We start from the raw sequence: 13,504 nt of genomic DNA on the forward strand, positions 1-13,504 counted from the left end.
AATAAAGGAACCCAAAATTAAGAGCTGTATAAAGGGGATGAGTATATGGGCATAAAGCTCGAATATGTGGGGTGGTCTTCGTTTATCATGACATCTCCGGATGGGATGAGAGTGATGACAGATCCATTCTTGAGTGGAAATGAAAATTATAAAATTTTGCCAAGTCCGGTGGATCCAAAAGATATAATCGTTGATTTGATCATTTGCAGTCATTGTTCAGAAGACCACTTTGCTCAAACATTTGATATTATGGATAATGACCCAAAAACAAAACTTTTGGGGGATCTTAGCACTTTAGCACTGGCGGAAGAAGCCGGATACGGCAATATGTGGGGAGAACGCACAGAGCTTATTACGAGTGGAGCATATTATTCTCAGGGAGATTTTACGATACATGCGACCAGTGCGAGACACATTGCATTTAGACGTCTGGAAAATGGTACTTACATTACAGGGGAACCTATGTGCTTTATTATACAGATCAAAGATGGGCCTACATGCTTTTTTGGTGGAGATACTTCTCTGACATATGATATGAAGCTTTGGGGAGAACTATTTAAGCCGGATGTAGCTTTTATTGGAATCGGTGGAGCCGATATGAAGGGGAGATGCCTTAGTGAGCTGAATGCACAAACAGCCGCGATGTGTGTTGAAATGCTGGGTGTAAAAAAGGTGATTCCAATGCATTATCGTCTGGAGGAGCATTTGTCAGATTTTAAAAAATATTTGGTTGAATTGTGCCCGGAATGTGAAGTCATTGCTATGAAGCCACTTGATATTATAGAATTTGAGTAATCTGAAATTTTGAAGAAACCCGGTATTATGTGGGCTTGCGGATTTTCAGGCAGTCTTTTGATAACAAATTCATATTATTTAGAAAGCCATTAACTGTGGATAGAAACTCATAGTTAATGGCTTTTTGTGCGGCTGAAATCTCGGCAAAATCTGGAAGTTTATGATTGACAGAAAAAAGAGATTGCTTTATAATATTATGATGCAATTAGTATGGAGCCTTAGGCCTTCCGGTCTGGGGTTTTGATAGGCTTAAAGTAACTTTTTAACGGTTGTTTAAATATTTAAGGAGTGAAAAACCGTCAATGAACAGTATGAAGCGTATTAAGCCAGTGAAATCTGGCAGAGGCATTCGTATGAGCTACGCAAAGCAGCGAGAAGTTCTTGAGATGCCGAACCTCATTGAAGTACAGAAAAACTCTTATCAGTGGTTTCTGGATACCGGTTTGAAAGAAGTATTTGATGATATTTCCCCGATTGCGGATTACAGTGGCCATTTAAGTCTTGAATTTACAGATTTTACATTATGTAAGGATGATGTAAAATACAGCATTGACGAATGTAAAGAAAGAGATGCGACTTACGCAGCGCCTTTGAAGGTGAGAGTACGTCTCATCAATAAAGAAACGGATGAAATTAACGAGCATGAAATCTTCATGGGCGATCTGCCGTTAATGACGGAAACAGGAACCTTCGTGATCAATGGTGCTGAACGAGTTATCGTCAGCCAGTTGGTTCGTTCTCCAGGCATCTACTATGGCATCGGTCATGATAAGATTGGTAAGAAGCTTTATTCCTGCACAGTTATTCCGAACCGTGGCGCCTGGCTGGAATATGAAACGGATTCCAATGACGTATTCAGTGTTCGTGTTGACCGTACCCGTAAAGTACCGGTAACCGTTCTGATTCGTTCTCTTGGTATTGGTACAAACCAGGAAATCATCGATATGTTTGGTGAGGAACCAAAGATTCTTGCAAGTATTTCCAAAGATACATCCGACAATTATCAGGATGGTCTTCTGGAATTATATAAGAAGATTCGTCCGGGCGAGCCTTTGGCTGTAGAAAGTGCGGAGAGCCTTATCAATGCCATGTTCTTTGACCCGAGACGTTACGACCTGGCAAAGGTTGGACGTTATAAGTTTAATAAAAAACTGGCGTTCAAGAATCGTATAAAGAACTGGCCGCTGGCTGAGGAAGTTGTGGACACAACCACCGGTGAGATTATTGCCGAGGCAGGCACCGTTGTGACTGAGCAGCTGGCAAATGATATTCAGAATGCGGCTGTTCCGTATGTTTTCATTCAGACAGAAGAAAGAATTGTCAAAGTGCTGTCCAATATGATGGTTGATCTGACAAGCTGGGTGGATGTGGATCCTGCCGAAGTCGGCGTTACAGAAAAGGTTTATTATCCGCTGTTGAGCTCTATTCTTGAAGAGAATGAAGATATCGATGCGATCAAAGAGGCAATTCGCCGGAATCTGAGCGAATTAGTACCAATGCATATCACAAAGGAAGATATTTTTGCTTCCATTAACTATAATATTCATCTGGAATATGGCATCGGAAATGATGATGATATCGACCATTTGGGCAATCGTCGTATCCGTGCTGTTGGTGAGCTTTTGCAGAACCAGTACCGTATCGGCTTGTCCCGTATGGAACGTGTGGTTCGTGAACGTATGACAACTCAGGATTTGGATGGCATTTCCCCACAGTCCCTGATCAACATCAAACCGGTGACTGCGGCTGTGAAGGAGTTCTTCGGAAGCTCCCAGTTGTCCCAGTTTATGGACCAGAATAATCCATTGTCCGAGTTGACACATAAGCGTCGTCTTTCCGCATTGGGACCAGGCGGTCTGTCCCGAGACAGAGCAGGTTTCGAAGTCCGAGACGTTCACTATTCCCATTATGGGAGAATGTGCCCGATTGAGACGCCTGAAGGCCCGAACATCGGTCTGATCAACTCCCTGGCATCCTATGCCCGGATAAATCAGTATGGCTTTATTGAAGCACCGTATCGTGTTCTGGATAAGTCCGATCCGAAGAATCCTCGGGTAACGGATGAGGTTGTTTATCTGACAGCCGATGAAGAAGATAACTACACCGTAGCACAGGCCAATGAGCCGATTGACGCGGATGGATATTTTGTAAATAACTCTGTGTCCGGACGTTATCGTGAAGAAACTTCTCAGTTTGATAAATCTAAAGTAGATTTGATGGATGTTTCTCCTCGGATGGTATTCTCTGTGGCAACTTCTATGATTCCGTTCCTTCAGAACGATGATGCGAACCGTGCGCTGATGGGATCCAACATGCAGCGTCAGGCCGTGCCGTTGATGCTTACGGATTCATCCATTGTCGGTACAGGGATGGAACAGAAAGCAGCCGTAGACTCCGGTGTCTGTGTAATTGCTAAGCGCAGTGGCGTGGTTGAGCGTTCCGCAGCCAGCGAGGTTATCGTTAAGACGGATGATGGCCAGCGTGATGTTTATAAATTACAGAAATTTGTGGGCAGCAACCAGGGTGCCTGCTACAATCAGCGTCCGATCGTATTCAAGAATGAACGGGTAGAAGCCGGCGACGTTCTGGCTGACGGGCCATCCACTTCACAGGGTGAACTTGGTCTCGGTAAGAATCCATTGATTGGTTTCATGACCTGGGAAGGTTATAATTTCGAGGATGCTGTTCTTCTGAGCGAGCGTCTTGTGCAGGAGGATGTTTACACATCGATTCATATCGCTGAATATGAGGCGGAAGCCAGAGATACAAAACTGGGACCGGAAGAAATCACAAGAGATGTACCGGGTGTCGGAGATGATGCTCTGAAGAATCTGGATGAAAGAGGTATTATCCGTGTGGGTGCGGAGGTTCGTGCCGGAGATATCCTTGTCGGAAAGGTGACACCAAAGGGTGAAACTGAACTGACAGCCGAAGAACGTCTGCTGCGTGCTATTTTCGGTGAAAAGGCCAGAGAGGTTCGTGACACATCTCTGAAAGTGCCGCACGGTGATTATGGTATTATTATCGATGCCAAGGTATTTACAAGAGAAAACGGAGACGAGCTTCCGCCGGGAGTAAATGAATCCGTTCGTGTATATATTGCTCAGAAACGTAAGATTTCCGTTGGCGATAAGATGGCCGGACGTCATGGTAACAAGGGTGTTGTTTCCCGTATTTTACCAGTTGAAGATATGCCGTTCCTGCCGAATGGCCGACCGCTGGATATCGTGCTGAACCCGCTGGGCGTACCTTCCCGTATGAATATCGGACAGGTCCTGGAGGTCCATCTTGGTCTTGCCGCCAAAGCTCTTGGCTTTAAGATTGAAACACCGGTATTCAATGGTGCGGATGAAGAGGATATTATGCAGACATTGGAAATGGCCAATGACTACGTAAATAAATCCTGGGAAGAGTTTACGGAAATCTGGAAAGACCGTATTTCCGAGGAAACTTACAACTACCTTGAAGAGCATATGGACTATCGCGAAGAGTGGAAAGGTGTTCCGATTGACCGTACCGGTAAAGTACGCCTTCGTGACGGACGTACCGGTGAAGAGTTTGACAGTCCGGTTACCGTAGGTTATATGCACTACCTGAAACTCCATCATCTGGTTGATGATAAGATTCATGCCCGTTCCACAGGTCCCTACTCCCTCGTTACACAACAGCCTCTGGGTGGTAAAGCCCAGTTTGGCGGACAGCGTTTCGGTGAAATGGAGGTTTGGGCGCTGGAAGCTTATGGCGCATCTTATACATTGCAGGAAATCCTGACCTTCAAGTCAGATGACGTGACTGGCCGTGTGAAGACTTATGAAGCTATTATCAAGGGCGAAAACATTACTGAGCCGGGTATTCCGGAATCCTTTAAGGTACTTCTTAAGGAACTTCAGTCTCTGGCTCTGGATGTTCGGGTGCTCCGTGATGATCAGACAGAGGTCGAAATCGGTGAAACTGTCGATTACACCGATGATGAAGAATATCGCAGTTATATGGACAGCCAGAGAAATTATGTCGGTTCCGATGAGTCCTTTGGCGATTATGGATATAGAGAACAAACCGTGGAGGGCGATGAAATTGTGGACGTTGACGTGAGCGACGACCCGGATGACAGTGAAGACTTTGACCTGTATGAAGAACCGGACATGGATTAAAGAAAGGAGTGTCGTGAATGCCTGAGATGAATAGTAGTGAAGCATATCAACCGATGACATTTGATGCCATTAAGATTGGTCTGGCTTCCCCTGAGAAAATCAGAAGCTGGTCCCATGGTGAAGTAAAAAAACCGGAGACCATTAACTATAGAACTTTGAAACCGGAAAAAGACGGCTTGTTCTGTGAGCGGATTTTTGGACCTCAGAAAGACTGGGAGTGCCATTGCGGTAAGTATAAGAAAATCCGTTACAAAGGCGTTGTCTGTGATCGATGCGGCGTTGAGGTAACAAAATCCAATGTTCGTAGAGAGCGTATGGGACATATCGAGCTGGCCGCTCCTGTGTCGCATATCTGGTATTTTAAAGGTATTCCGAGCCGTCTGGGCCTGATCCTTGACATGTCTCCTCGGAATCTGGAAAAAGTCCTTTATTTTGCATCTTACGTTGTTCTGGATAAAGGTTCCACAGATCTGCAGAATAAGCAGGTTCTTTCTGAAAAAGAATATCGGGATGCCTATGAAAAATTCGGTAATGCCTTCCGGGCCGGAATGGGTGCGGAATCCATAAAAGAACTGTTGGAAGGCATTGATCTGGAAAAAGAAGCAGATGAACTGAAAAAAGATCTGAAAAATTCCTCCGGTCAGAAGCGGGCGCGGATCATTAAACGTCTGGAAGTTGTTGAAGCATTCCGCACTTCCGGTAACCGTCCGGAGTGGATGATACTGACTGTGATTCCGGTCATCCCGCCGGATATCCGTCCAATGGTCCAGCTGGATGGCGGCCGTTTTGCAACGTCTGACCTGAACGACCTTTACCGTCGTATTATTAATAGAAATAACCGTCTGAAACGTCTCCTTGAACTGGGAGCGCCGGACATCATCGTGCGTAATGAAAAGCGTATGCTTCAGGAAGCTGTTGACGCCCTGATCGATAATGGACGCCGCGGCCGTCCGGTAACAGGACCTGGAAACCGTGCGTTGAAATCCCTTTCTGATATGCTGAAAGGTAAACAAGGGCGTTTCCGTCAGAACCTTCTTGGTAAACGTGTTGACTATTCCGGTCGTTCTGTTATTGTCGTAGGCCCTGAATTAAAGATTTATCAGTGCGGTCTGCCAAAGGAAATGGCCATTGAGCTGTTTAAACCGTTCGTAATGAAAGAACTGGTTGCCGGCGGACTGGCTCACAATATTAAGTCTGCCAAGAAGATGGTCGAACGTCTTCAGCCGGAAGTCTGGGACGTATTGGAAGATGTTATCAAAGAACATCCGGTTATGCTGAACCGTGCACCTACACTGCACCGTCTGGGTATCCAGGCTTTTGAACCGGTGTTGGTTGAAGGTAAAGCCATCAAGCTGCATCCGCTGGTATGTACCGCTTACAATGCCGACTTCGATGGTGACCAGATGGCTGTGCATGTACCATTGTTTGTGGAAGCTCAGGCAGAATGCCGCTTTATGCTGCTTTCTCCAAACAACCTGCTGAAACCGTCCGATGGCGCGCCGGTAGCCGTACCTTCTCAGGATATGGTCCTCGGTATTTACTATCTGACGCTGGAGAAGCCGGGAGACCCTGGCGAAGGCAAGTTCTTCCACAATGTGAATGAAGCGATCATGGCTTATGAGAATAAAGTCATTACCCTTCAGGCAAGGATTAAAATCCGTAAAGAAGGTTATGTGAACGGTCAAAAAACAAGCCGTATCATCGAATCCACACTGGGACGGTTCATTTTCAATGAAATCATTCCTCAGGACCTGGGTTTTGTAAATCGTTCATTACCTGAAAATGATCTGGTTCCTGAAATTGATTTCCTTGTTGGGAAGAAACAGCTGAAACAGATTATTGATAAATGCATCAATACTCACGGTGCTACAAAGACTGCGGAAGTACTCGACCTGATCAAATCAACAGGTTACAAATATTCCACTGTCAGCGCTATCACCGTATCCGTATCCGATATGTCCGTACCGGGAGCTAAGAAACAGCTCATTGACGATGCGGAGAAGACGATTGAAAGGATTACAAAAAACTTCCGTCGTGGTTTTACTACTGAAGAAGAACGTTATAAAGCTGTTGTTGAGACCTGGAAACAGGCCGATGATAAGATTACGGATGCTCTGTTGTCGAATCTTGACAAATATAACAATATTTATATGATGGCCGATTCCGGTGCCCGTGGTTCTAACCAGCAGATCAAACAGCTGGCGGGTATGCGTGGTCTGATGGCCGACACATCCGGACGCACCATCGAATTGCCGATCAAATCCAACTTCCGTGAAGGTCTGGACGTACTGGAATACTTCATTTCCGCCCATGGAGCCCGTAAAGGTTTGTCCGACACAGCTCTTCGTACCGCCGACTCGGGTTACCTGACCCGCCGACTGGTTGATGTATCTCAGGATTTGATCATCCGTGAGACAGACTGCTGCGAAGGCACAGGCGAGATTCCGGGTATGTGGATCAATGCTTTCATGGATGGCAAGGAAGTCATTGAAAGTCTTGAAGACCGTATGACCGGCCGTTATGCGGCAGAGGATATCGTTGATCCTCAGACCGGCGAGGTTCTTGTCAAAGCCAATACGATGATCACGCCGAAACGTGCATCAATCGTGACAAAAGCGGGAATTGAAAAAGTTAAGATTCGTACGGTCCTTTCCTGCCGTTCTCACATTGGTGTGTGTGCAAAATGTTATGGTGCCAATATGGCTACCGGACAGGCCGTACAGGTTGGTGAAGCGGTGGGTATTATCGCTGCCCAGTCCATTGGTGAACCTGGTACTCAGCTGACCATGCGTACGTTCCATACCGGTGGTGTTGCCGGTGATGATATCACTCAGGGTCTTCCGCGTGTCGAGGAGCTTTTTGAGGCAAGAAAGCCAAAGGGCCTTGCGATCATTTCTGAATTTGCCGGAACGATCAGCATCAAGGACACGAAGAAAAAGCGTGAAGTTGTTGTTTCTAACAGTGAGACCGGAGAGACAAAGGCTTATCTTATCCCGTATGGTTCGAGAATTAAGGTTCTGGAGGGACAGGTCATTGAAGCCGGAGATGAACTGACAGAAGGTAGCGTTAACCCACATGATATTCTGAAGATCAAAGGTGTGCGTGCCGTCCAGGATTACATGATTCAGGAAGTTCAGCGTGTATATCGTCTCCAGGGTGTAGAAATCAATGATAAACACGTTGAAGTCATCGTGCGTCAGATGCTGAAAAAGATTCGTATTGAAAATAGTGGAGATACAGATTATCTTCCGGGAACTCTGGTTGACGTCCTTGATTTTGAAGAAATCAATGAAAATCTCGTTGATCAGGGTAAAGAACCGGCTGAGGGAAGTCAGGTTATGCTTGGTATTACCAAAGCATCTCTGGCAACAAACTCCTTCTTGTCTGCCGCATCCTTCCAGGAGACAACCAAGGTTTTGACCGATGCTGCAATTAAGGGAAAAGTTGACCCGTTGATCGGTCTGAAGGAAAATGTTCTTATTGGTAAACTGATTCCGGCCGGTACCGGTATGCGCCGTTATCGGGCAACACGCTTGAATACAGATATCTATATGGATATGGATGTTGTATTGGATGAGAGTGAAGAAGAAGATGTGACAGGTGAAGAAGTCGCAGAATATACAGATGTTCAGCCGGAAGAGATAAATTCTGATGAAGAATCTGTCATCGGTGTTGTTGAGGAGTAGGCAACTATATAAAAATATGGTAGGAATCCACAGTTTATTTAGAATTGTGGGTTCCTTTTATGTTTATGAGAGAAAAAAATGGGAAAACTTTTAGTAAAAGCAATTGACAAGGGAAAAAATAGTTGATATACTCAGTTAGTGTGCGTAAATGGACATCTTTGTTTATTTGCGCAAAAAACGTAAAAATTTACGGTAACCGATTTAATTTACGCAGGAGGTGAAAATAATGCCAACATTTAACCAGTTAGTAAGAAAAGGAAGACAGACTGTAGAGAAAAAATCCACAGCACCAGCACTTCAGAAAGGTTATAACTCCCTTCACAAAAAGCCGACAGATCAGTCAGCTCCACAGAAACGAGGAGTTTGTACAGCAGTGAAGACAGCGACTCCTAAGAAACCTAACTCAGCTCTTAGAAAAATCGCCAGAGTTCGTCTCTCCAACGGTATCGAAGTAACAAGTTATATTCCGGGTGAAGGCCACAACCTTCAGGAGCATAGCGTTGTGCTTATCCGTGGCGGTAGAGTAAAAGACTTACCAGGTACAAGATATCACATTATCCGTGGTACATTGGATACAGCTGGTGTCGCTAAGAGAAGACAGGCCCGTTCCAAATATGGAGCTAAGAGACCAAAGGACGCTAAATAATACTGTTTTCAAACCAAATACTATTGCGGCGAATGTAGCATTATTTTACCAGGCAGTGAAGGTTGCAGGTTTATATAAACGCGATTCGGCGCGAACACGTAGGGAAACGTGAGTACCTATGAATTAAATAGCCGGACGGAATTCCGGCCGGTAATATTAAGGAGGGAAGTAACGTGCCAAGAAAAGGACATATTGCAAAAAGAGACGTATTAGCAGATCCTATTTACAACAACAAGGTTGTAACTAAGCTTATCAACAACGTTATGTTAGATGGTAAGAAGGGTGTTGCTCAGAAGATCGTATACGGTGCATTTGACAGAGTGGCAGAGAAAACAGGCAAAGATGCCGTTGAAGTTTTCGAAGAAGCTATGAATAATGTAATGCCTGTATTGGAAGTAAAAGCTCGTCGTATCGGTGGTGCAACATATCAGGTACCAATCGAAGTAAGAGCTGACAGAAGACAAGCATTAGCGCTGAGATGGTTAACTCTTTATTCTCGTAAGAGAGGCGAGAAGACCATGGAAGAAAGGCTCGCTAATGAAATTATGGATGCAGCAAACAACACAGGTGCATCTGTTAAGAAGAAAGAAGACATGCACAAGATGGCAGAAGCAAACAAGGCATTTGCTCACTACAGATGGTAAGCAGAACCTTGCTGCCTGACTTATTTTTAAGGAGGAATTATCCTTGGCTGGAAGAGAATATCCATTAGAGAGAACCAGAAACATTGGTATTATGGCGCATATTGATGCTGGTAAAACAACAACAACAGAGCGTATCCTTTACTATACCGGTGTTAACTATAAGATTGGTGATACTCACGAAGGTACTGCAACCATGGACTGGATGGAGCAGGAACAGGAACGAGGTATTACAATTACATCAGCCGCCACAACATGTCACTGGACACTCCAGGAACAGAACAAACCGAAGCCGGGTGCGGAAGAAAACCGTATCAATATTATTGATACCCCTGGACATGTTGACTTTACAGTAGAGGTTGAACGTTCTTTGCGTGTGCTCGACGGTGCTGTCGGTGTATTTTGTGCAAAGGGCGGTGTTGAGCCTCAGTCTGAAAACGTATGGCGTCAGGCTGATACCTATAATGTACCACGTATGGCATTCATTAATAAGATGGATATCATCGGTGCAAACTTCTATGGCGCAGTTGATCAGATTAAAACCCGCCTGGGTAAAAATGCCATCTGTATCCAGCTGCCAATTGGTAAAGAAGATGAATTCAAAGGAATCATTGACTTATTTGAAATGAAAGCATACATCTATAATGATGAGAAGGGTGACGATATTTCAGTTGTCGATATCCCTGAAGATATGCAGGATGAAGCTGAGCTTTATCGTACAGAATTAGTAGAAAAAATCTGCGAGCTGGACGATGATTTAATGTTAGCTTATCTTGAAGGCGAAGAACCATCCGTTGATGAGATGAAAGCTGTTTTAAGAAAAGCAACATGTAATTGCGAAGCTGTTCCGGTATGCTGTGGTACAGCATATAGAAATAAAGGAGTTCAGAAACTTCTGGATGCTGTTGTTGAGTTCATGCCGTCTCCATTAGACGTTCCGCCTATTCAGGGTGTCGATGAAGATGGTAATGAAACGGTTCGTCATTCCTCTGATGAAGAACCATTTTCAGCGCTTGTATTTAAGATCATGGCAGACCCATTTGTAGGTAAACTGGCATTCTTCCGTGTTTACTCCGGTACAATGAACTCCGGTTCCTATGTATTAAATGCGACAAAGGGCAAAAAAGAACGTGTTGGACGTATCCTTCAGATGCATGCTAACAAGAGACAGGAACTTGATAAAGTTTATTCCGGTGATATCGCTGCCGCTGTAGGTTTTAAAGTATCTGCAACAGGTGATACCATCTGTGATGAACAGCATCCGGTAATCCTTGAGTCCATGGAATTCCCAGAACCGGTTATTGAGCTTGCTATCGAACCTAAGACAAAAGCTGGTCAGGGCAAGATGGGTGAGGCTTTGGCAAAGCTTGCTGAAGAAGACCCGACCTTCCGTGCACATACGGATCAGGAAACAGGCCAGACGATCATTGCTGGTATGGGTGAGCTTCATTTGGAGATCATCGTAGACAGACTTTTACGTGAATTCAAAGTTGAAGCCAATGTAGGTGCCCCTCAGGTTGCTTACAAAGAGACCTTTACGAAACCTGTTGATGTTGACAGCAAGTATGCAAAACAGTCCGGTGGCCGTGGACAGTATGGTCATTGTAAAGTTAAATTCGAGCCAATGGATCCAAATGCTGAAGAAACATTCAAATTTGATTCCACTGTTGTCGGCGGTTCTATTCCTAAGGAATACATTCCGGCCGTTGGCGAAGGTATCGAAGAAGCATCCAAAGCCGGTATCCTTGGCGGATTCCCTGTATTGGGTGTTCATGCAACTGTATACGATGGTTCTTATCATGAAGTCGACTCTTCTGAAATGGCATTCCACATTGCTGGTTCCCTGGCATTTAAGGATGCTATGAAGAAAGGTAATCCGGTATTACTTGAGCCAATCATGAAAGTTGAAGTAACCATGCCTGAAGAATACATGGGTGATGTTATCGGTGATATCAACTCCCGGCGTGGACGTATCGAAGGTATGGAAGACATCGGCGGCGGCAAGATGGTTAAAGCCTATGTTCCGCTGGCAGAGATGTTCGGTTACTCTACAGACCTTCGTTCCAGAACTCAGGGACGTGGTAACTATTCCATGTTCTTCGAAAGATACGAACAGGTTCCGAAGAGTGTACAGGAAAAAGTGCTTAACGCAAAAGAAAAATAAATAATATAGAGTCTTGAATATATGCGTGAAATGCAATATAATCAAAGATAGCCAAAAATGAAGCCCAGAGAGGCATTATAAAAAGGAGGACGTTAAAAATGGCAAAAGCTAAGTTTGACAGAAGTAAGCCACATTGTAACATTGGTACTATCGGTCACGTTGACCACGGTAAAACAACTTTAACAGCTGCTATCACAAGAGTATTAGCAGAAAGAGTAGAAGGTAACGAAAAAGTAGATTTCGAAAATATTGATAAGGCTCCAGAAGAAAGAGAACGTGGTATCACAATCTCTACAGCACACGTTGAATATCAGACAGCTCGTCGTCACTATGCACATGTTGACTGCCCAGGACATGCCGATTATGTAAAGAACATGATCACAGGTGCTGCTCAGATGGATGGTGCTATTCTTGTTGTAGCCGCTACTGATGGTGTTATGGCTCAGACTAAAGAACATATCCTTCTTTCCCGTCAGGTAGGTGTTCCTTACATCGTTGTATTCATGAACAAATGTGATATGGTTGACGATGAAGAATTACTTGAATTAGTTGAAATGGAAATCACAGAACAGCTTGAAGAATATGAATTTACAGATTGCCCAATCATCAAAGGTTCTGCTTTAAAAGCTCTTGAAGATCCAAACAGCGAATGGGGCGACAAGATTATGGAACTTATGGATACAGTTGACAGCTATATCCCAGATCCACAGCGTGCTACAGACCAGCCATTCCTTATGCCTGTAGAAGATGTATTCTCTATCACAGGTCGTGGTACAGTTGCTACTGGTAGAGTAGAACGTGGTACACTTCATCTGTCCGAAGAAGTTGAAATCGTTGGTGTTAAAGAAGATACACGTAAAGTCGTTGTTACAGGTATCGAAATGTTCCGTAAACTTCTTGATGAAGCTCAGGCTGGTGATAACATTGGCTGCTTGCTTCGTGGTGTTCAGAGAACTGAAATCGAAAGAGGACAGGTTCTTGCAAAACCAGGCAGTGTTCATCCACACAAAAAATTCACAGCTCAGGTTTACGTATTAACAAAAGATGAAGGTGGACGTCATACTCCATTTTTCAACAACTACAGACCACAGTTCTACTTCAGAACAACAGATATCACAGGTGTTATCAACCTTCCAGAAGGTACAGAAATGTGCATGCCTGGTGATAACGTAGAAATGACAATTGAACTGATTCATCCAATCGCTATGGAACAGGGTCTTACATTCGCTATCCGTGAAGGTGGACGTACTGTTGGATCAGGCCGTGTTGCTACAATCATCGAGTAATACAATCTGAAAACAGATTTGTTATCGCAAGATAACGTTGTGTTCAAACGCAAAATGAGGGTGTTGCAAAATCATCAAATTAGATGATGGAGCAATGCCCTCGTTCTATATATGCAATAATCCAGAAAGAATCTT

7 protein-coding genes are annotated in these 13,504 nt (G+C 44.4%); all 7 read left to right on the forward strand.

All coding sequences use genetic code 11. The annotated features are described in order from the left end of the window. Nucleotides 1-45 precede the first annotated feature (45 nt). The 7 genes from EV212_RS08215 to tuf all read left to right on the forward strand — a co-directional run bounded on the left by EV212_RS08215 (nt 46) and on the right by tuf (nt 13,369). Nucleotides 46-795, forward strand: a complete 750-nt coding sequence (locus tag EV212_RS08215; protein ID WP_132091629.1) for an MBL fold metallo-hydrolase — start codon at nt 46-48, stop codon at nt 793-795. Nucleotides 796-1,106: 311 nt separating this feature from the next. Beyond that, nucleotides 1,107-4,946, forward strand: a complete 3,840-nt coding sequence (gene rpoB / locus EV212_RS08220) for a DNA-directed RNA polymerase subunit beta (RefSeq protein WP_132091632.1) — start codon at nt 1,107-1,109, stop codon at nt 4,944-4,946. A 17-nt stretch (nt 4,947-4,963) separates the two neighbouring features. Next, nucleotides 4,964-8,632 carry a DNA-directed RNA polymerase subunit beta' gene (gene rpoC, locus EV212_RS08225; RefSeq protein ID WP_132091635.1) on the forward strand — a complete coding sequence of 1,223 codons (3,669 nt, stop codon included), beginning with the start codon at nt 4,964-4,966 and terminating at the stop codon, nt 8,630-8,632. Between the two features lie 226 nt (nt 8,633-8,858). Next, nucleotides 8,859-9,278, forward strand: a complete 420-nt coding sequence (rpsL, locus tag EV212_RS08230; protein WP_132091638.1) for a 30S ribosomal protein S12 — start codon at nt 8,859-8,861, stop codon at nt 9,276-9,278. Nucleotides 9,279-9,451: 173 nt separating this feature from the next. Next, nucleotides 9,452-9,922, forward strand: coding sequence for a 30S ribosomal protein S7 (gene rpsG / locus EV212_RS08235; protein WP_178040642.1), 471 nt, complete (start codon nt 9,452-9,454; stop codon nt 9,920-9,922). A 43-nt stretch (nt 9,923-9,965) separates the two neighbouring features. Beyond that, nucleotides 9,966-12,083 carry an elongation factor G gene (gene fusA / locus EV212_RS08240; RefSeq protein WP_132091644.1) on the forward strand — a complete coding sequence of 706 codons (2,118 nt, stop codon included), beginning with the start codon at nt 9,966-9,968 and terminating at the stop codon, nt 12,081-12,083. Between the two features lie 98 nt (nt 12,084-12,181). After that, the gene (gene tuf / locus EV212_RS08245; RefSeq protein ID WP_132091647.1) at nt 12,182-13,369 is read left to right on the forward strand and encodes an elongation factor Tu; all 1,188 of its coding nucleotides are present in this window, start codon (nt 12,182-12,184) and stop codon (nt 13,367-13,369) included. Nucleotides 13,370-13,504: the final 135 nt, after the last annotated feature.

Source organism: Frisingicoccus caecimuris (assembly GCF_004340975.1).
Lineage (GTDB): Bacteria > Bacillota > Clostridia > Lachnospirales > Lachnospiraceae > Frisingicoccus > Frisingicoccus caecimuris.

Bases quoted from the DNA above. Each gene is read 5' to 3' on its own strand.
- EV212_RS08215 (WP_132091629.1), top strand. From the start codon at position 46: ATGGGCATAAAGCTCGAATATGTGGGGTGGTCTTCGTTTATCATGACA.
- rpoB (WP_132091632.1), top strand. From the start codon at position 1,107: ATGAAGCGTATTAAGCCAGTGAAATCTGGCAGAGGCATTCGTATGAGC.
- rpoC (WP_132091635.1), top strand. From the start codon at position 4,964: ATGCCTGAGATGAATAGTAGTGAAGCATATCAACCGATGACATTTGAT.
- rpsL (WP_132091638.1), top strand. From the start codon at position 8,859: ATGCCAACATTTAACCAGTTAGTAAGAAAAGGAAGACAGACTGTAGAG.
- tuf (WP_132091647.1), top strand. From the start codon at position 12,182: ATGGCAAAAGCTAAGTTTGACAGAAGTAAGCCACATTGTAACATTGGT.